At 60.0% G+C, this 19,149-nt stretch carries 19 protein-coding genes; 5 read left to right on the forward strand and 14 right to left on the reverse strand.

Going from position 1 to position 19,149, the window contains the following annotated elements; genetic code table 11:
* Positions 1 to 92 precede the first annotated feature (92 nt).
* Both dut and HDF09_RS16970 read right to left on the reverse strand, forming a co-directional pair.
* Positions 93 to 545: a dUTP diphosphatase gene (gene dut, locus HDF09_RS16965; protein ID WP_183768484.1), complete on the reverse strand. Its 453-nt coding sequence runs from the start codon at positions 543 to 545 to the stop codon at positions 93 to 95.
* Positions 546 to 669: 124 nt separating this feature from the next.
* Positions 670 to 1,779: a hypothetical protein gene (locus tag HDF09_RS16970; protein WP_183768486.1), complete on the reverse strand. Its 1,110-nt coding sequence runs from the start codon at positions 1,777 to 1,779 to the stop codon at positions 670 to 672.
* 508 nt (positions 1,780 to 2,287) lie between these two features.
* Between HDF09_RS16970 and HDF09_RS16975 the strand changes: the two genes are divergently transcribed.
* On the forward strand, positions 2,288 to 2,851 hold the full coding sequence (locus HDF09_RS16975; protein WP_183768488.1) for a hypothetical protein: 564 nt from the start codon (positions 2,288 to 2,290) through the stop codon (positions 2,849 to 2,851).
* A gap of 138 nt (positions 2,852 to 2,989) precedes the next feature.
* Here HDF09_RS16975 and HDF09_RS16980 read toward each other — a convergent pair whose 3' ends face one another.
* The 4 genes from HDF09_RS16980 to HDF09_RS16995 form a co-directional block, all read right to left on the reverse strand.
* On the reverse strand, positions 2,990 to 3,817 hold the full coding sequence (locus tag HDF09_RS16980) for a rhomboid family intramembrane serine protease (protein ID WP_183768495.1): 828 nt from the start codon (positions 3,815 to 3,817) through the stop codon (positions 2,990 to 2,992).
* Between the two features lie 65 nt (positions 3,818 to 3,882).
* Positions 3,883 to 4,314: a hypothetical protein gene (locus HDF09_RS16985; RefSeq protein ID WP_183768497.1), complete on the reverse strand. Its 432-nt coding sequence runs from the start codon at positions 4,312 to 4,314 to the stop codon at positions 3,883 to 3,885.
* A 53-nt stretch (positions 4,315 to 4,367) separates the two neighbouring features.
* A complete protein-coding gene (locus tag HDF09_RS16990) occupies positions 4,368 to 4,634 on the reverse strand; it encodes a DUF1905 domain-containing protein (protein ID WP_183768499.1) in 267 nt (88 codons plus the stop codon).
* Between the two features lie 277 nt (positions 4,635 to 4,911).
* The gene (locus HDF09_RS16995) at positions 4,912 to 6,444 is read right to left on the reverse strand and encodes a M20/M25/M40 family metallo-hydrolase (RefSeq protein ID WP_311719802.1); all 1,533 of its coding nucleotides are present in this window, start codon (positions 6,442 to 6,444) and stop codon (positions 4,912 to 4,914) included.
* A 172-nt stretch (positions 6,445 to 6,616) separates the two neighbouring features.
* On the opposite strand from HDF09_RS16995, the gene HDF09_RS17000 reads away from it, so the two are divergent.
* Together HDF09_RS17000 and HDF09_RS17005 are read left to right on the forward strand one after the other, a co-directional pair.
* Positions 6,617 to 6,817, forward strand: coding sequence for a hypothetical protein (locus tag HDF09_RS17000; protein ID WP_183768501.1), 201 nt, complete (start codon positions 6,617 to 6,619; stop codon positions 6,815 to 6,817).
* A 38-nt stretch (positions 6,818 to 6,855) separates the two neighbouring features.
* Positions 6,856 to 7,242: a carboxypeptidase-like regulatory domain-containing protein gene (locus HDF09_RS17005; RefSeq protein WP_183768503.1), complete on the forward strand. Its 387-nt coding sequence runs from the start codon at positions 6,856 to 6,858 to the stop codon at positions 7,240 to 7,242.
* A gap of 106 nt (positions 7,243 to 7,348) precedes the next feature.
* Here HDF09_RS17005 and HDF09_RS17010 read toward each other — a convergent pair whose 3' ends face one another.
* The 8 genes from HDF09_RS17010 to mfd form a co-directional block, all read right to left on the reverse strand.
* Positions 7,349 to 7,828, reverse strand: a complete 480-nt coding sequence (locus HDF09_RS17010) for a ferritin-like domain-containing protein (RefSeq protein ID WP_183768505.1) — start codon at positions 7,826 to 7,828, stop codon at positions 7,349 to 7,351.
* Positions 7,829 to 8,015: 187 nt separating this feature from the next.
* Positions 8,016 to 8,891: a UTP--glucose-1-phosphate uridylyltransferase GalU gene (gene galU, locus HDF09_RS17015; RefSeq protein ID WP_260181498.1), complete on the reverse strand. Its 876-nt coding sequence runs from the start codon at positions 8,889 to 8,891 to the stop codon at positions 8,016 to 8,018.
* A gap of 148 nt (positions 8,892 to 9,039) precedes the next feature.
* The gene (locus HDF09_RS17020; RefSeq protein ID WP_183768510.1) at positions 9,040 to 9,372 is read right to left on the reverse strand and encodes a HigA family addiction module antitoxin; all 333 of its coding nucleotides are present in this window, start codon (positions 9,370 to 9,372) and stop codon (positions 9,040 to 9,042) included.
* Between the two features lie 88 nt (positions 9,373 to 9,460).
* Positions 9,461 to 9,751, reverse strand: coding sequence for a type II toxin-antitoxin system RelE/ParE family toxin (locus tag HDF09_RS17025; RefSeq protein ID WP_183768512.1), 291 nt, complete (start codon positions 9,749 to 9,751; stop codon positions 9,461 to 9,463).
* A gap of 37 nt (positions 9,752 to 9,788) precedes the next feature.
* A complete protein-coding gene (locus tag HDF09_RS17030; protein ID WP_183768514.1) occupies positions 9,789 to 11,624 on the reverse strand; it encodes a DUF885 domain-containing protein in 1,836 nt (611 codons plus the stop codon).
* A 14-nt stretch (positions 11,625 to 11,638) separates the two neighbouring features.
* Positions 11,639 to 12,124 (reverse strand): cupin domain-containing protein, encoded by a 486-nt coding sequence (locus HDF09_RS17035; protein ID WP_183768516.1) that lies wholly within the window; start codon positions 12,122 to 12,124, stop codon positions 11,639 to 11,641.
* A 160-nt stretch (positions 12,125 to 12,284) separates the two neighbouring features.
* Complete coding sequence (locus tag HDF09_RS17040; protein WP_183768518.1) at positions 12,285 to 12,773, reverse strand: DUF3224 domain-containing protein; 489 nt, start codon at positions 12,771 to 12,773, stop codon at positions 12,285 to 12,287.
* Between the two features lie 243 nt (positions 12,774 to 13,016).
* Positions 13,017 to 16,739 carry a transcription-repair coupling factor gene (gene mfd / locus HDF09_RS17045; protein ID WP_183768520.1) on the reverse strand — a complete coding sequence of 1,241 codons (3,723 nt, stop codon included), beginning with the start codon at positions 16,737 to 16,739 and terminating at the stop codon, positions 13,017 to 13,019.
* 152 nt (positions 16,740 to 16,891) lie between these two features.
* Between mfd and HDF09_RS17050 the strand changes: the two genes are divergently transcribed.
* Together HDF09_RS17050 and HDF09_RS17055 are read left to right on the forward strand one after the other, a co-directional pair.
* Positions 16,892 to 17,884 carry a substrate-binding domain-containing protein gene (locus HDF09_RS17050; RefSeq protein ID WP_183768522.1) on the forward strand — a complete coding sequence of 331 codons (993 nt, stop codon included), beginning with the start codon at positions 16,892 to 16,894 and terminating at the stop codon, positions 17,882 to 17,884.
* Positions 17,885 to 18,127: 243 nt separating this feature from the next.
* Complete coding sequence (locus HDF09_RS17055; protein ID WP_183768524.1) at positions 18,128 to 19,108, forward strand: substrate-binding domain-containing protein; 981 nt, start codon at positions 18,128 to 18,130, stop codon at positions 19,106 to 19,108.
* Positions 19,109 to 19,149 lie beyond the last annotated feature (41 nt).

A 19,149-nucleotide genomic window follows, 5' to 3' on the forward strand; every position in this document is an offset into this window, starting at 1 on the left:
CTTTCGCGGCACGGCTGAAGCCGTGCCCTTAAGCAAAACCGACTTTTTCAGCAGCCTCTTAGAGACAATGCACTAGCTTTAGAGACAATGCACTAGCTTCCGCTGCTGCCGAAACCGTTTGCTCCGCGTGGAGCTTCGACCAGCTCGCTTACCTCTTCGAAGGCTGCTTCGATCCTGCGTACGATCCGCAGCTGAGCGACTCTGTCCCCGGCCTTGATCTCGACTGCTTTCGTGCTCAGGTTCGTCATCACGACCTTGATCTCCCCGCGATATCCCGGATCGATGACGCCAGCCAGTGTGGTGACTCCCTTCACTGCAAGTCCGGAGCGGTCTTCGACCAGTGCTCCATGGGTTGCGGGAAACTCCATCGCCACGCCTGTCGCTACCGGCATCGTGATCCCGGCGTCGAGGGTCGCTCCTGCGACTGCATAAAGATCCGCTGCCAGATCCCCAAACTCTCCAGTGTGCGCGTACTTCGGCAGCTGAGCCTCGGGCTGCAACTTCACTACGCGAATCCGCACGATATCTCCCGACTCCAACGCCATCAAACCCTCCGAAAAACCTTCATCGAACTCTATTCTTACCCGAACCGGAGTTACTGCCCTTTTATCCACATCCCCCATAGCATTTACCGTTCCGGTATCCCACCTTTGGGGGAGAACCACGCGCTCATTTTTCGTCTTTTCCTCGCTCTCCGGGCGTCCAATCAATAGCGAGGGACGTCTTGATATGCAGTGCCCGAACCAACAGGAGAGTCGTATCGTGGCCATCAACGCCGAACAGCTGACTGCACCTGCTTTGCGCGGAACAACTGACCCTTCGCCGGTTATCTGGCTGAAACGGCTCATCGACAGCGGCACCCTTTATATCCCGCAGAACCTGAACCCGAGCCAGTTTGCTACGCTGCAGGCGATCACGCTGCTTCTGTCGCATCCGGGGTCGCGTTACGCGGCTTGCCGTTTGGACGCCAGCCTCGCTTTGAGCGCCGGCGAGGCCGAGCTCGATGCTCCGGCTCCGCCGATCGCCTTCGACTACCGCCTGGGCCTGGACGAGCTTGAGACAATCACCCGCACCCGTACCGGCTACTCCTTCACGGAGCTCCACACCGACCTGCAGGACGCCATCCTGAGCCTGATCGCTACCCGCGACCTGACTACCCGCAAGCTCGACCTCGCCCGCTGGCTCGCTGAGCTCCACACCCATACTCTCGCGCTGGCTGCTTGAGGGTTCGTGCTGGCTGGGTGCTGGTTCGGTTGCGCTCGAGGCGCGTAGATAGAAGCCTGAAAGCTTGTCGACAAAGTCATCATCGTCTTCGTCTTCGTCTTCGTCTTCGTCGAGGGCCAGGTCGGCTTTGGGGTCGTAGTCTTCGGGAATCTCTACTGTGGCTCCGGGTTGGGCGAGGTCGAGGCCGTCGGGGCCGGACTCTACGTCGCGGACGACTTTGGGGGCGTAGGGTTTGGTGTTGAGGCTGGCGGCGTTGTTGGAGGCCAGCTGCAGGCCGTAGAGGAGGGCGGTGGCGCGGCGGGTGTCCAGATTGCCGGTGGCGAGGGCGTTGATGACGACGGAGAGGGCGACCTGAACGGATTCGCGGTCCTCAAGGGTGTTGAGCTCGATGTGCTGGCCGGGGATGAGGTAACCGCGGGTGGCGTCGTTGTGGCGGAAGCGCTTGTGGCTCTGGTGGAGACGTGAATGGAAGTAGCACCAGATTCCGTCGGTGAGGGACGGGGCCTGGCAGCGCGTGCCGTTGGTCTTGATGTGGCGGCAGAGTGTGTATTTCATGGACATCCTCCTGGGGGTACCCCCCCTTATTACCTTTGTGTAAGCCCTTTTATTTGAGAGAGATGGCGGAGGTTTAGTCCGCTAAATACTTACAAACAAAAGGGTTGCCTGCAGATTATTCTTTCTAAAGGGTTTAGGTTAAAAACAGAAGCCCCGGCCGGTTGGCTCGGGGCTGATTTTGAATCTACCTACAAGGTTATCAGGTTGAGGGAAACTCATGCGCCAGCTCGATTTTGTTTGTTTTGTGATGGTTAGAGGACTTTGGGGGTTGACATGTGATTTTTCGGGGATATTTCGCATGGGTGAAGGTAAAAACGGTTTCCTCCACTCCCCCTTCGATTCCGCTCATGGTTCGGCCGGAATGACGGTGGGTATGTAGTTTTGGCGAAGTAAAGATGTTTGGAGTTCGTTCGCCAGGTGTAGTCGGAGCGAAGTGCGCTCCAGTATAAGGATCTTGAAACGGAGCTGCCGCTTATGAGACGGTGGTCGTTCGGGCAGGAGGCTGACGATGCGGCCTAAGGGTTTCCTGGTAGTCGTGGTTGCGCTGGGCGCCGTGGTGTTAACAGGGTGCAGGCGGGTGGCGCCGATGAGGATGGATTCCTCGACTCCGGTGTCGGTGGCTATCTCGCCAAATGGGGGATCGGCACAGAGGCTTACGGCAGTCTTTCAAGACCCTAAGGGTGGGGCGCATATTCGCGAGGTAACGGTGTCGGTGATGTCGGGTGGGCTGCGTCCGGGGGATCAACGGCAGTGGTCGGCGAAGCAGTGCCTGATGCGGTATGACGTGCAGGCGCAGGATATCAACCTGGTTCCGAATATGGGTGGGGTGTGGGGGACGCATCCGGCGAAGGTGGGGAGCTCGTCGGTGGTGAAGAACTCGCAGTGCACGGTGATGGCGGCGGGTGCTTCGTCGCAGGTTGCGGGGAAGAGTCTGACGGTGAGTCTTGTGGTGGAGTTTGCGCCGGAGTTTTCGGGGGAGAAGCGGATTTATCTGCAGAGCGAGGATGCGGAGGGGGTTTGGAGCGCTAACTATCAGCAGATGTTCGGCAGCTTGACGGTGGCTTCGCGCTGAGAGACTGGGGTTGTTCGAGCGGACAGCAGATCCCTCCGCTGCGCTGCGGGATGACAACAAAATTGCGGATGACACGCACGGTGCGCGATTTTGCGGGATGACGAACAGAGGCAAACGATAAGCTTCGTGGATTTTTCTTTAGTTCATCCAGCGCTTGTCGTTGGGGTTCTTGCGGAGCTCGTCTGGGTCTACGTAGCGGCCGTCCTTGTCGAAGTGGACCTCGCGGTTCTGCTTGCGCATGTAGACCTCGAACTTGCGGGCGGCGCGACGGCGCTTCCATCGGTAGTAGCGGTTGCGGACGCCGAAGTACTGCTCGGAGGCGGCGAAGGCCAGGCCGCGGCGGGGGGCGAACTTGACAAAGAGCGCGCCGCAGAGAGCGCCCGAGAGCTGGATGAGCGCGTTGAAGCTGTCGGCCTGCTTGAGCAGGATGGCGATGGCGATGAGGATGTAGATCGCGACCATGTACTTGGCCTTGATGCGGAGGACAAACCAGAGGAGGAACTCCTGGTCGCCGAAGATCATGGCGATGGCGACCATGAGGCCGAAGATGCCGGACCAGGCTCCGGCGGCGACGATGTCGGGACGCAGGCCGAGGACGTGAGTGAACGAGATGGCGGAGGCGAGGATGGCGCCGCCGATGACGGAGGTGAGGTATAGCTCGGCCAGCCAGCGGCCGCCAAAGGAGGGTTCGAGGAGGGAGCCGGTGAACCAGAGGGTGAGCATGCCGAAGAGGATGCCGAGGATACCCTGTTCGACGAAGGAGTAGGTGAGGAGCTGCCAGATTTCGCCGTGGAGGACGGCGAGGGGCTCGAGGATGAGGTGGGCGAGGAGGACGGCCTGAAGTTGCGGGGCGAGCCAGCGGAGGAGGAGCAGGCCGAAGAAGCTTCCGACGTTCAGAAGGATGAGCTTGCGGGTGGTGCCTTCGAAGGCGGGGAGAGCTAGCGAGATGGGGCCGGAACGGGGCATGCTTTTGTTATTTGATCATAGGCTTTTGGTGGGTGGTAAGTTTAGGCACTGAATATGACTAAGCCTTAAGAAAACTTCAATTCGGCATTACCGGAAAGGTTTTCTTCGACTAATTGAAGTTCGATCAGGAAGCGATCCAAAGCTGCCAGCTCGAAGTCCGCAATTACCACGGCGGATTGATTCGCACCTTTTCGATTGAAATCCGCCTCAATGGTCGCTTGAAGGACAACATGGCCGGCCAAGTCTTTGCGATAAAGTTGCAAACGAACCGCGCCGCCAGCCCATGTGGGTCCAAATGCTCCGAAGACAAATTCTCTTGCGTCGTCTCGAGATTTTGGGAAATCACTTAAAGCAGCAACAGCTTTGTGCAATTGACCGACCCCAACATAGACGTTGGTGGTACCGCCAAACTTCCCGTTGTCGGCGACGATGCGCAATTCGATGATGTCACTGTCGTGGTACAGATAGGTAAATCTCAATCCGGTAAATGACGGCATTTGCTCCTTAAGGTTTCCGCTCCCGCAGAATTATGTTTTCGACGACGGAGTTTCTAGATGCGATCTTCGAGGTGCACCTTGACCTGGTCGCCTGTCTGTTTGCCGATTGCCTTGCGGATGTCTGCTTTTACGGGGAGTTTGTGGGTGCCGTCGCCGAGGGCCATGAAGGAGCTGCGGAAGGGGTGGCCGTCGATCTTTCCGGTGACCTTGACGAGGCGGCGTGTGCCGAAGAATTTGACGGAATCGGGCCATACTACGTAGGTCCAACCACCCTTGGCGGGGCTTTTTTGCAGGGTTGCGTTGAAGGTTTTGTTCAGCATTGGGTGTGACCTCCGTTTGCCTGGAGCAATACTAGTCCAGGAATGACGGATGGAGCGATAGAAGCTGTTTTCTCGCGCTTTGTCCTGCCGGACGGGCCCACTACGCGTGGGGCGGTCACTTCGTGATGGGTATACCCCTTCGGTTGGCGCTCCAGTTGGTCGCGAGCGATGATCGTGCCGACCAACGGGAGGACCTGTGCCGGTCGTTTGCCACGACAAGGTATACGCGTCACGAAGTGACCGCGCTCCGCGCAGGAGGCTCGAGCGGCAGGACGACTTATTTTCGCTGTGGGGTGGGTAGGACGGCGGTGCTGCGGTGGCCGGCTGGGTCTACCGAGCGGACGGCGAAGACTACGTTGTCCTTGGAGATGGCCAGCTTGAGGCTTAGAGCAGAGCCGGCGGACTCGGAGTCGGTCCAGACGGGCTGGTCGGTCTCGCGAAAGACGACCTCGTAGCTGGTGTTGGCGGGGGCGCTGGCGGGAGGCTGCCACGTGAGCTCGGTGTTGTTGTCGAGGGCCGTGGTGAGGATGCGGACGTTCTGCGGCTGGCCGGGGGCGGAGGCCAGGGTGGCGAGGGTGGCGGCGTTGAGACGGGCTACGTTGGCGACGTAGTTGAAGTCGACGTACTGGAGGAGGTCGCCGTATTGGGTGCCGTCTTCGGTGCGGACGTTCTGGTGCTGGTGGTTGAAGTTTTCTGTCCACTCGGTGAAGCGGACGGCGGCGAAGCCCTCCTGGTTGAAGCTGGTGTGGTCGCCGCCGCGGAGGAAGCGGTCGCGACGGAAGATGAGGATGGGGTGGAAGGCGGGGATCATGCGCATGAGGTTGTTGTGCACGCGGCTGCCTGGGGGATTGGGCGCGTGCTGGGATGTGGGGTGGAAGTAGGTGGAGGCGACGTCGACGATGGCCCGGGCCAGCTCGCGGGAGGGGGAGTCGCCTTCGGCGCCGAGGGTTTCGATGGCGCGGAGCTGCTCGGGGGTGGCGTTGGCGGGGACGCCTTCGGAGAAGACGCGGACGGCGGTCTTGTCCTGGATGTTGGGGGGCGTGGTGCTGTTGGGGGTGGTGTCGCCGCCGACGATGTCGTTGTTGAGGACGGCTTCGAGCTGCCAGTTCTCTTCGCGGGCGAGTTTGGCGAGGTGGGCGCTGCCGTTGAGGCCCTGCTCTTCGCCGGCTACGGCTACGAAGACGATGGTGCTGGGGAACTTGAGTTTGGAGAGGACTCGGGCGGACTCGAGGGAGACGGCTACTCCGCTGGCGTCGTCGTTGGCCCCGGGGGCTGGGTCGTGGGTGTTTTCGTTTTTGGAGTTGCGGGAGTCGTAGTGGCCGGTGACGAGGACCATGCGGGCGGCCTGGGCGAGGTCGGTGCCGCGGAGGATCGCGTAGACGTTGCTGATTTTGGTGGGCTTGGTGATGCGGGCGTTGGGCGCGGTGCCGGCGGGTTCGGTGAAGGTGTCGCGTCTGACTTCGAGGCAGTTGCTGCAGGCGGCGGAGATGGCTTTGAACTCGGACTCGATCCAGTCGGCGGCGGCGGTGACGCCGGTGTTGGGTGCGAGGTCGGTGTCCAGGCTGGAGAGGGTGCTGCGGTTGTTGAAGGAGACGAGCTTGGTGATGGTGGCTTTGATGTGGTCGGGGGAGACCTGGGCGAGGGCGGCGGCGATGGCGGGGTCGGCTGGCGCGGGAGTGATGGGCTTGCCGGTGGGGAGGGGTTGTTGCGCGGGAAGGAGAATGGAGGCGAGCAGAGTGCAGGTGAGGGCGGAGGTGGCGAGGAGGCGGGAGAGGGCCGGGCGTGCTGATGAGGCGGATCGAGCGATCACGAAATCTTCTCCTTGTGCAAAAAAACTGTTGTGCTGGGTAAATCGTATGCTTGACGTGGGAGCGGGAGGGCCGCTAAATAAATAGCAAGGATAAATAGCCAGGACGTCCGCGGGGATGTTCCTGTAATCCTATAGACGGGCGAGTGGGCCCAAAGACCCTGGAGGCACGATCATGGCTGTTGTTTGTCCGGAATGCGATAACCCGATTGTGGTTGACGTCGATGAAGTGGAAGAGGGAGAGACGGTGCAGTGCGATGAGTGCGGCGTCGACCTCGAGGTGGTTTCGGTGGACCCACTGGAGTTGGCGGCTATCGACGAGGCGGGTTATGACGATGAAGATGTGACGCATACCGACGATGAGGAAGAGGAGTAACAGCTGATCCGGATGGGGATAGCCGTATACTGAAAGTTATGAAGCGTACTGATCTCTTGCTCCGTTCGTTTGCTGGTAAGGTGATTCTCGCCTCTTGTGCGATGGTGGCTGTCGCGGGTGCTGCGCCGTCGGTCTCTGCGGTTGCGGAGCAGCGGGGGCCTGTGCAGCGGGTTGTGCAGGGCAAGGTGACCGATAGCGGCGGGGCGATTGTGAAGGGTGCGGTGGTGTACCTGAAGGATGACCATAGCCTGACGGTGAAGAGCTTTTTTTCCGATGACGAGGGCGCCTACCGTTTTGGGCAGCTGGCACAGAATACGGACTATGAGATCTGGGCGGAGAGTAACGGGAAGAAGAGCGCCGTGAAGACGATCAGCTCGTTCGATAACAAGAATCAGTTTTTTATTGATTTGAAGATCGGGAAGTAGCTGTCCTGCCGGACGGGCGCCCTGCGCGGGCAGCGGTCACTTCGTGACGCGTATACCTTTTCTGGGTGGGATGAGCCTCGGTGGTCCTCCCTTTGTGTGGAACGGTCTAGTCGGCGATGCCTGGGTTGGGTGGGTCTACACCGAGGGCTGTGGCCAGGGCGATGAGGTGGTCCTGCTCCTGCATGAGGATCTCGCGGATGGACTCGCCGATGGCGAACTCGTTGAGCTCATCGCACTGGCGGATGCGGCGGCGATAGTTGGCGATAGTCACCTTCTCGTTTTCGAGATCGAAGCGGAGCATGTCCTCATTTTTTTCTGAGGTCTTGACAGGCTTTGGGGTGACAGAGGGCATGCCACCGAGATAGTCGATATGGTTGGAGAGGGCGATGGCGTGGGCGAGCTCTTCGGTGGCGTGGACGGCGAGCTCGTCGGCGATGTTCATGTACTGCGCGCCCTTGAGGACCTGCGAGTAGTTGACGTAGGAGATGATGGCTTGATATTCGCGGGAGAGATCTTCGTTGAGGAGGTCGATTAGTTTTTCGCGGGTGACGGCGGTGGTTGGTGCGATTGTTTTTTGGGCGGGCATTTCTTCTCCAGTCGATTCTGCGATAGCGGTCTTCCGGGTGAGATGCAGGAATGGAAGTGCACGTTGGGGCGGCGAGTAAAAACGAATCGACATTGCCGCATTAACAGTCGCAATAACGGATTCCTCCGCTTGGTTGTGGAATGCCAAGGACAGCCGGGTTAGACAGCAATGCGAGCAGAGGAGGAAGCTACAGCGGGTAGGACTTTAGCCAGGTGCGGAAGGCGGGGCCGAGGTCCTTGTGCTTGAGGGCGAGCTCTACGGTGGCGCGGAGGAAGCCTTGCTTGTCGCCTGCGTCGTGGCGCTTGCCTTCGTAGCTGAAGCCGTAGACTTTTTCGTGCTGGAGGAGAGCCTTGATGCCGTCGGTGAGCTGGAGTTCGCCGCCTGCGCCGGGGGTGATGTGCTCGAGCATGTCGAAGATGCGCGGGGTGAGGATGTAGCGACCGATGATGGCGTTCTGCGAGGGCGCGTCTTTGGGTTTGGGTTTTTCGACAAGGTTTTTGACGGTGAGCAGGCGCGGGTTTTTGGGGTCGGGGGTGCAGTCGAGGCAGCCGTAGTTCTGGATGGCTGCGCCTTCGACGATCTCGGAGCCGAGGATGCTGGATTGGGTTTCGTTGAAGGCTTCGACCATCTGCTTCATGCAGGGGATGGTGGCGTCGACGATGTCGTCGGGGAGGAGTACGGCGAAGGGTTCGTTGCCGACGAGCTCTTTGGCCATGAGGACGGCGTGGCCGAGGCCGAGGGGTTGGGGCTGGCGGGTGTAGGTGATCTTGGCGAGCTTCGAGACCGAGCGCGCTACTTCGAGGAGTGCGGTTTTGTGTTTCGCGGCGAGGGAGGCTTCGAGTTCGGGGCTCGAGTCGAAGTGATCTTCCATGGTGGATTTGCCGCGGCCGGTGACGATGATGATCTCGGTGCAGCCGGCGGCTACGGCCTCTTCGACGCCGTACTGGATGAGGGGCTTGTCGACGAGGCAGAGCATCTCTTTGGGCATGGCCTTGGTGGCGGGGAGGAAGCGGGTGCCCATTCCTGCGGCTGGGAAGACTGCTTTACGGATTTTCTGGTTCATGATTGGTGTCATCAGTTTCTTGGATGCAGGTTTGACTTTGAAAATGCTAACAGGGCTGGAGGACGGGTGGGATAGTCCGATCGGGTCGGGAAGAAAGTTGGATGCTTGAAATCAGCAGGCACTTTATGGGCGTTTGGGCCAAAGGAGACTATGCCGTAAGTGCGTGGTTGAGTTTGTACGATTTTCTTATTGGCTTGGCCCGCTGAATACGCGATAAACGTTTGGGGGTGTTCATGGCTTCCCACAGGTCTGTCCGGCGCTGTGTGTTCAGCCAGAAGTCGGCGGAGTTGCCGAACACACGTCCCAGGATTAATGCAGTATCTGCGGTGATCGCACGCCGGTTACGGCACAGCTCGTTGATATGCTTCCGTGGCAGCCCCGTTTTTTCTGCTAACTCGATCTGAGTTATGTTTAGCGGCTCCATGAACTCTTCCATCAACATCTCACCCACTGTGACTGGCTTTCTTTTTGTGTCCAACATAGAGGCTCTCCGTTACCGGTTTCCCGGCTCGCTCCTTTTCGTCTGCACTCTCAATCGGTCGATATATACAAAACTGATAGCACGAGGTTCATCGATAAGAATGGTTGTCTAAATAGACTTGAGCAGCTTTGCCGCCGTTCCATTGGAATACCAGCCGCCATTGATCGTTGACCCTGATTGAGTGCCAATCTTCCAATTTGTCTTTCAATTTCTCGAAGTGGTTGCTGGGTGGGACGCGAAGGTCCGCGTCGCTGGTTGCATCGTCGAGTAACTGCAATTTCCGGAATAGCCTGTCTTCCAGGTTGGCAGGAATTTTCTTCGAATGGGCATCGTTTTCAAAGAAGTTCCTGAGCCAGGTTTCGCGCCAACTCGTGATCATTGTACGACACTGTACCACACAGCGGTACAGCGTCGTACTACAGGACGGGGGAGTCGTCTTGGAGCATGGCTTTGCGGACGATTTTGATGGGGGCGAAGCCCTGGCGCATGAAGTTGTCGTGGAAGGTCTGGAGGTTGAAGGCTGCGCCTTGTTTTTGCATCATGTCGGCGCGGAGCTTCATGATCTCGAGCTTGCCGAGGGTGTAGTAGAGGTAGGTGGCGTCGACGGTGCCGCGCTTGGTTTCGACGAGACCGACGGAGTGGGACTGGTAGCCGTCGGTGACGAAGAAGTTGACGGCTTGATCGAATGTGGACTGGCCGGTGTGGAGCTTGATTGAGTTGACGAAGCGGGCGTCGCGGAGGAGGGCGTCCTGGATCTGGCCGAGGCGGATGAGTTTGGCTTCGCGCTCGTTCTGGGCGCCGGTGCCGGGTTGACCGTAGCCCGGATTCGCGCCTGCAGCGCGAGGATTTGGGGCGCTCGCATAGCCCTGGTCGAGCATCATCTGTTCGGTGTAGTGGGCCCAGCCTTCGATGTTGGTGTTGGCGCCGAGGATCTTGCGGACGGTGGAAGGAAACTGCGGGGTCCAGAGGAACTGGACGTAGTGGCCGGGGTAGGCCTCGTGGACGCTGGTGCTGATGACAGTGCCTACGTTGAAGGCAGCCATGTGCTCGGCGATGTGCTCTGGGGTCCAGGTTTTTTCAGGCAGGGTTACGTTGAAGTAGGCCTTGGTGGAGTGGGTTTCGAAGGGGCCGGGAGGGTCCATCGATGCCTGCGTGGTGGCGCGCATGAAGGGCGGGGTTTCTTCTAAGGTGGGCTCGACCTTGGAGGGGATGGTGATGATGTGGTGGGTGTTGATGAAGTCGATGAGGCTGGCGAAGGTGTCGTTGAAGGTGCTTAGGAGCTTGTCGGGCGCGGGGTGGATGGTGGCTAGTTCGGCGAGGACTTGTTGCGGGGTTTTGGTGGGGTCGACTTCTTTGGCTACGCGGGCGAACTCGGCTTGATTTTTGTGCAGGTCGGCGTAGGCGATCTCGAGGAGGCGGTCGAGGGGGATGTCGACCATCTCGTCGTAGCTGAGTTTTTTGGCGAAGGTGTCGGCGCCGAACTTGAAGTCGCCGTTGGAGCGGGGGAGGAGGTCGGACTTGAGCCAGGCGGCGTAGGACTTGAGGGCTTCGATGACGGCGGCGTTGGATTTGGCGAAGGCGGCTTTGGTGTCGGCGCCGGAGGCCGCTTCGGGTCCAGACAGGAAGGCGGAGGGGACGTCGGTCTGGAAGAAGCCGATGATGTCGTCGATCTGTTCGAGAGCTATTTCGGTGTAGATGTGCGGGGGATTTTTGAGGTTCTTGCGGGCTTCGAGGAGGACTTGCGGCATCTGCTTTTCGCGCTCGACTAAGGCTTTGAGGCGGGTGTCGGCGGAGGCGTAGGGGCGCTCCATGATGACGAAGGCGGAGTTGGTGATGCCGGAGGAGTAGTTGTCGGGATTCTTCTCCCAGGGGCGGATGACTTCGAGGGTGAGGAGGGTGCTGCGGATGCTGTTGAGGAGGATGGCGCGGTCGCCGGCTACGGAGGCGTCGAGTGCGGAGGGGTCGATGGCTTCGACTTTCTTCTCGTAGGTGTGGAGGGCGGTGATTTCTTTCTGGATGCTTTGGGCGGAGTAGTCCTCGAGCTTGTCGTCGTACTGGTGGAGTCCGGCGGAGGTGCCTGCGGTGGGGCCGAAGTGGAAGTAGACGTCGGAGAAGTACTGGTCGGCGAGGTAGTTGAAGGTTTGAACGCCGCCGTCTGCGGAGAGGTGCTGGGCTTGGGCGGGCCGCAGGTTGGGGAGGAGGGCGAGAGCGGCGACGAGGAGGGTTTTGGGGGCGAAGATGCGGCTGGCCATATGGTGCGACCAGTTTACGGTAGAGCGAAGAGGACTGCTCCTTTGTTTGGGAGAGACGGGGATGGGGCTGGAGATGGGAGGGCGGCCGGGATGATGTCGTAGCGCGCCATGACGCTGCCGATGTAGGCGAGGTTGGGAGGGTCTTCGGCGCGGAGTGCTGCGGCGAGCTCGAGGAAGTAGTCGGGACCGAGGAGGCCTGGGGTGAGCAGGCAGATGATGCGTGCGGTGGACTGCTGGTCGTTGAGGCAGGAGTGAACGGTGCCGCGGGGAATGTGGAGCTGCTGGCCGGGGTGAAGGGTGATCTGGCGCTGATCGACGATCCAGGTGGTGATGCCGTTCATGCCGAAGACGGTCTCGTCGGAGTTGCGGTGCAGGTGGGGAATGTTGAGTTGGGCGTGAGGCGGGATGATGACTTCGAAGAGGTCCGCGGCACCCTGGGTTTGATGATGGCTCTGGAGAAAGGTGATGCTGAGTTTGCCGATCTGGATGGGTTGGTACATGGAACCCCTTTCCGTCTCGATGAGCTGGACGACTTCGCTAGCCACTTAGTAGGACACCGAATTAGGGAAAATGTTACAGGGAAGGAGCGAGTCCACCGACAAGGAAGACGGAAAGATTACATGGCGGTGACAATAGTTACATGGTGGTGACAAAAGACGGCTATTGAGGCTGTGGAAGGGTGTATTCGAAGTCGTAGGAGTGTTTGCCGTCAACGATGTTGATGGACATTTTGCCTGCGAGGCCGGTGAGCTGGCCGGTGGCTGAGTCGGGGACCACGGTGACGCTGAGTGTGGGGGTGCTGCGTGTCATGGTGCCGGTGTGTTGGAGGATGAAGGTGCCGGTGCGGCCTTTGAGGGTGCCGGTGACGATCTCAAGGGCTACGTAGCCTCCTGAGGATCCTTTGGCTGCGGAGCCTGCGGCGAGCATGGTGCCTTTGCTGGTGGCTTCGAGGTCGCCGTGGAAGTGCTTGTCGAGGAGCATGCGGGCGATGGCGGGGCTGCCGGCGGTTTCGTCGGCGGGCTGCGGGGCTATCTTGACTTCGAAGGGGCCGGTGGCGTGTTGGGTGGCTTCGGCTGCTTTGGTTGCCTGGGGACTGGCTGGTGGGGTGAAGGTGAGGGTGAGGAGGAGGCAGAAGGGAAGGGTCTTCATGTTGCGGCCATCATCGGCTCTTGGTGGGAGGGAGTCAATGAGGATGTGCGGTTGGGCTTTGTGACTTTCGTGGCTTCGTGGCAGAAAGGTTCGGATAGTCGTGGTGTGTTGAGTTCTTCGGGATCCTTCGCTGCGCTCAGGATGACAGCAAAAACAGGCAACGGCAAAGGATGACAGCAGGAACAGGCGACGGCACGAGAGGAAGCAGGTTCCTTCGCTGCGCTCAGAGGACGAGAGCGGAGGTTAGTTGGGGAGGGTGGTGTCGAGGGCGTCGAGGAGGGCGCGGGTTTCGGAGAGGACTTCTTCGGATTTTGCGGAGGGGAGGGGCCAGCGGAGGGTGCCCTGGGGGGTGAACTGGGCTCCGCGTTTGGTGTTGCGGCTTACTAGCTTCATGAGCGTGGCGGGGTCTACGGTTTTGTTGTTGCCGTTGGTGAAGTGCGAGGGGTCGGCGTTGACGGCGGCGAACTTGACGTGGAGCATCTCGACGAAGGTCTTGATGGGAGCCTTTTTGTTGCCGTTGGGGTTGGGGAGTTCGACCTGGGTGCGCTTGCGGTCGAGCTGGGAGATGCCGAGTTGTTCGCAGTGGAGGCGGATCTCGCCTGCGGCCAGGAGGTTCAGGACGGTTTCGGGTGGGGTGCCGTAGCGGTCTTGGAGTTCGGCGCGGACGTCGGCCAGGTCGGCCTGGGTTTGGGCGCCGGCGATGCGCTTGTACATGCGGAGGCGCTGGTTCTCTTCGGGGATGTAGTCGGAGTCGATGCGGACGGAGATGCCGAGGTTGATGACGGTGTTGGCGTGGGCGGGTTTTTCTTCTTCGCCCTTCATCTTGCGGACGGCCTCTTCGAGCATGGTGGTGTACATCTCGAAGCCGATGGCTTCGATATGGCCGGACTGCTCGCCGCCAAGCATGTTGCCTGCGCCGCGGAGCTCGAGGTCGAGGGCGGCGATCTTGAAGCCTGCTCCGAGGTCGGAGAACTCTTTTAACGCGGCTAGGCGGCGGCGGGCGATTTCGGTTAGTTCGGTTTCGGGTGGGATTAATAAGTACGAATAGGCGCGGCGGTTTGATCTGCCTACGCGGCCGCGTAGTTGGTAGAGTTCGGAGAGGCCGTGGCGGTCGGCGCGGTTGATGATGATGGTGTTGGCGAGGGGGATGTCGAGGCCGTTTTCGATGATGCTGGTGGCGACGAGGACGTCGTACTCGTGGTTCATGAAGGCGAGCATGACGCGCTCGAGCTCGGCTTCGGGGAGTTGGCCGTGGCCGATGACGATTCTTGCTTGCGGGACTAGTTCACGAATCTTAGAGGCGAGGTCGTAGATGGTTTCTACGCGGTTGTGAACGAAGTAGACCTGGCCGCCGCGTTCGAGCTCCATCTCGACGGCGGTGCGGATGAGTTTTTCGTCGAACTTGGCGACGATGGTCTGGATGGCCATGCGGTCTTTGGGCGGGGTTTCGATGACCGACATATCACGTAACCCAATGAGTGACATATGCAGGGTTCGCGGGATGGGCGTGGCGGACATGGAGAGGACGTCGATGGCGGCGCGCATCTGCTTGAGGCGCTCTTTGTGGCGGACGCCGAAGCGCTGCTCTTCGTCGACGACGAGGAGGCCGAGGTCCTGGAACTTTAAATCTTTGGAGAGGACGGCGTGGGTGCCGATGAGGATGTCGATCTTTCCTGCTTCGGCTTTTTCGAGGATGATCTTTTTTTCTTTGGCGGTGCGGAAGCGGGAGATCATCTCGATGTTGACGGGGAAGTTGGCGAAGCGTTTTTTGAAGGACTCGTAGTGCTGGAAGCTGAGCACGGTTGTTGGGGTGAGGACTGCTACTTGCTTGGAGTCTTGTACGGCTTTGAAGGCGGCGCGCATGGCTACTTCGGTTTTGCCGTAGCCGACATCGCCGCAGAGGAGGCGGTCCATGGGGCGGGTGGACTCCATGTCGGCCTTGATGTCGGCGATGGCGGTGAGTTGGTCGTCGGTCTCGTTGAAGTCGAAGGCGTCTTCGAACTCGTGCTGCATGTTGGTGTCGGGTGAGAAGGGCGTGCCGACGGCGGCCTGGCGCTGCGCGTAGAGCTTGAGCAGCTCGGCGGTCATGTCGGCCATCGCTTTTTTTACGCGGGCTTTGGTCTTCTGCCAGGCTTGGGTGCCTAGTTTGTTTAACTCCGGCGGTGGGCCGGTCTCGCTGGAGCGGTACTTCTGGATGAGGTCGAGGCGGGTGAGGGGAACGTAGAGTTTTGCTTCGTCGGCGAACTCGAGGATCATGAGCTCGAGTGGAGGGGCGTCGTTTTCCTCTATCACTCGCAGGCCGCAGTAGCGGGAGATGCCGTGCTCGACGTGGACTACGTAGTCGCCTACGGCGAGATCGCGGAAGTCGGAGATGAAGGCGGCGGCTTTGGATTTGCCGCGACGGATGGGGCGGGTGGTTACGTCGGCGTCGTCGGTGAGGTCTTGCGCGCCGAAGATGACGATCTGGCGGGCGGTGGCTTTGTCTAGATCTAGAATCTGGACGCCGGCGGCGATGGGGGTTTTGACGATGACGGGGATGCGGAGATCGATGGTGTTGCCGCCGAGATAGCTGGACTCGGTGTAGACGGTGGAGCTGCCGGGCGATTCGTTGCGAGAGCCGAGGCGGTAGGGGAGTCGATACTCCTGCAGGAGGCCGGCGAGGCGCTCGACTTCGCCCTGGTTGGGGGCGGTGAGGAGGATGCGGGCTTCCTGTTTGATGAGGGCGTTGATGGCGTCGATCATGGCTGGGATGGAGCCGTGAAAGCGCATGGTGGGGCGGGTGGCGAAGTCGACTTCGGAGAGGTCGCTGCGGTCGGCGTCGAGGATGTCGACGGCGCCTAGCTGGTCGAGCTCGATGCCGGAGAACTTGTGGAGGCGGTCGTCGAGGTCCCAGGGGGAGAGGTAGATGTCTTCGGGACGGACGAGGTTGCCGATGCCGGAGCGCTCGTGGCGCTGCTCGATCTTGTTCCACCAGCGCTCGCCCTGATTTTTGATCATGGCGGGCTCTTCGAGGAAGACGCGCGGGGCGGTGGGGCTGGATGCGCTGAGGAGGTCGAGGAGGGTGAGGTTGGCGCCGGCTACGGGGGCGAAGAACTCCCAGCCGGGGAAGATGGTGGCTTCGCCCGTTCGGGTGCTGACGTGGGTGAGGAGCTCGGCGGGCTCTTCGCCGCCTTCGATTACGGCGCCGGCTTTGCCTGCGCGGGTGAGACGGGCGTTGATGGCGGTGAGGAGCTTGTCGGTGACTGGTGTTTCGGTGAGGGGGAGGAGGAGTGCGTGGTCGAGGGTGGAGGCGGAGCGCTGGGTGTCGGGGTCGAAGCGCCGGATGGATTCGATCTCGTCGCCGAAGAAGTCGACGCGCACGGGGCGGTCCATCTCGGGGGAGTAGATGTCGAGGATGCCGCCGCGGAGGGTGACCTGGCCGGGCATCTCGACGACGTCGACTTTGGTGTAGCCGACGGAGAGGAGGTGCTCGACGAGCATGTCGGGCATGTACTCTTCGCGGACCTTGAGATGGAGGGTGAGGGCGCGGTAGTAGTCGCGGGGGAAGAGACGCATGCAGGCGGCTTCGACTGGCGCGATGACTAGTTTGGCTTGGCCTGTGGCGATCTTCCACAGAGTCGCGGCGCGGGTCTCCTGGATCTCGGGGTGGGGCGAGAGGTTTTCGAAGGGGAGGACGTCGTGGGCGGGGAGACGTAGGACGGATTCGGCTGGGAGTGCGCCGGTGAGCTCGCAGGCGCTGAGGACGGCGGCCTGGAGGGCTTCGGCGGCTTTGTTGTCGGCGACGATGATGACGCAGGGGGCCTGGGCGGCGCGGACGAAGAAGGGGAGATAGAGGGCGCGGGCGGTGAAGGTGAGTCCGGAGACACGTCTGCGCCCCGTGCCACCGCTAAGATGGCGGCGTACACGCTCAAAGGCTTCAGAGTGCTCCAGGTCTGCGAGGAGCTCGCGGACGAAGGGAAGGACCATGCTGTATGGAGTTTATCAAGCGGAGTCTGCACGGGTTTACTCCGTTGAGTGATTTGGAGTAGTATCTGGCTCCCGCAGGGAAATAGAGCCTGCGCTGCTGCCCGATTTCGACATTTTTTCGGCTTCGGACAGAGATACTGCCGGAGGATGACATGAATACTTTGAGGAAGGGGTATCTTTTTGCGCTTTTAGCGGTGGTGCTTCCACTGATTGCGGGATGCACCCGTCACAGCAAGAGTGAGCAGTACTACCTTGTCGCCACAAATACGGCTTTGCCTTATTGGAAGGTGGCCGCGAGTGGATTTGCTGCAGCGGGGGCCGAGTATGGGGTTTCGGTCGATACGCGCGGGCCGGCGGGGTTGAACGCGCAGGCAGAGGTGGATGAGTTCAAGGCGATGGTGGCGAGGAAGCCTGCGGGGATTCTGGTCCAGGTTGTGAACTCCCAGCTGATGCAGCCGGAGATCGATGCGGCGATTGCGGCGGGCATCCCGGTGATTACGATCGACTCGGATTCGCCGGAGAGCAAGCGGTTGTACTTTATCGGGACCAACAACTTCGAGGCGGGTAAGCTTGGCGGGAGGCGCGCGGCGGCGCAACTGAATGGGAAAGGAAATGTCGTGTTCTTCACCAATCCGGGGCAGCCGAATCTGGATGAGCGGTTGAAGGGCTATCAGGACATCTTAGAGGATTATCACGGGATCAAGATCGTGGAGGTGTTCGATATCAAGACGGATGCGGGGACGGCGATGGATAAGGCGGGTGAGTACCTTGAGCGCAAGGGGCCGGCGAGGATCGACGCGTTTATCTGTCTGGACTCGCGGTCGGGGGCGAATGTGGCGGAGGCTTTCAAACGGCGGAATGCTACCGACCGCCTGCTGATTGCGATGGATGTGGACTCCGACACGCTGAAGCTGGTGGGCGATGGGACGATCGATTCGACGATCTCTCAGAAGCCGTACACGATGGCGTTTCTGGGATTGAAGGCGCTGGACGATATTCATCACTATCCCGTGAAACCGCTTGACCAGGACTACGCGCTGGATCCTTATTCTCCGTTCCCGACCTTCGTCAATACGGGAGTTGCGCTGGTGGATAAGACGAATCTGGACGCTGTTATGAAGAAGCAGAGATCGGTGAATCAGTAGATCTCTGGTGTTTGCGACAGGGCGATTCTGTCGACGGATGCAGAGACAGGGGTGCTTTAGCAGCGTTGAGATTTCGGGACAGCTTCTCAGTTCTGTGGTTTGGATAGGTATCTGGATTGGTTTCTGGGATTGGTATCTGGGATTGGTATCTGGGCCCGCTAGGTATGACCTGAGCCGATGCCTGATTTCAACGTTTTCGGCTTCGGACAGAAGTTTTGCCAGAGGATGACGATGAACCCTTTTATGAGGCGACTTCTTTTTTTGCTCTTGGCCATGTTTCTTCCAGTGCTTGCGGGATGTACGCGGCACAGCAAAGACGAGCACTATTACCTGATTGCTACCAACATCAACCTGCCCTACTGGAAGGCGGCGAATGCCGGGTTTCAAAAGGCGGCGGTTCAGTATGGGGTGTCGGCGGAGATGCGTGGGACTACTACGTTCGATCCGCCGGGTGAGGTGACGGAGTTTCGTACGGTGGTGGCGCGCAAGCCTGCGGGGATCCTGGTTTCGGTGGCGAGCGCGGAGTTGATGGGTCCGGAGATCACGGCTGCGCTGGCGGCGGGGATTCCGGTGATCACGATGGACTCGGACGCTCCGACGAGTGGACGGCTGTACTTCATCGGGACGAATAATCTGCAGGCGGGACGACTGGGCGGACAGCGGGTTGCGGCGAAGCTGAATGGCAAGGGGAATGTGGCGTTCTTTTCGATTCCTGGGCAGCCGAACATCGATGAGCGGTTGAAGGGTTACAAGGATGCGTTGTCGCACTATCCGGGGATCAAGATCGCCGATGTGTTCGACATGAAGGGCGACTCGGGTCTGGCGATGGATCAGACGCGGGACTATCTGTCGCGAACGGGAGCGAACCGGGTGGATGCGATCGTGTGCCTGGAGGCGGCTTCGGGCAGGGATGTGGCCGAGGCGTTTCGGCGGGCGAACGTGAAGGATCGTTTGCTGGTGGCGATGGACACGGACCAGACGGTGTTGCAGGGGGTGAAGGATGGAACGATCGATTCGACCATCTCGCAGAAGCCCTTTACGATGGCACTGGTGGGGTTGAAGGCGTTGGACGACATCCATCACTATCCCTTGAAGCCGCTAGCGCAGGACTACTCGCTGGATTCGTTTGCGCCGGTTCCTGCCTTTATCGATACGGGAGTTTCGTTGATCGATAAAAACAACGTGGATAGGATGCTGAATATCGGTGAAGATAAGACGCCGTAGCAGCGGAGATGTAGCAGCTGCGAGTGTAAAGACGAAATACA

The organism is Edaphobacter lichenicola (assembly GCF_014201315.1).
GTDB lineage: Bacteria > Acidobacteriota > Terriglobia > Terriglobales > Acidobacteriaceae > Edaphobacter > Edaphobacter lichenicola_B.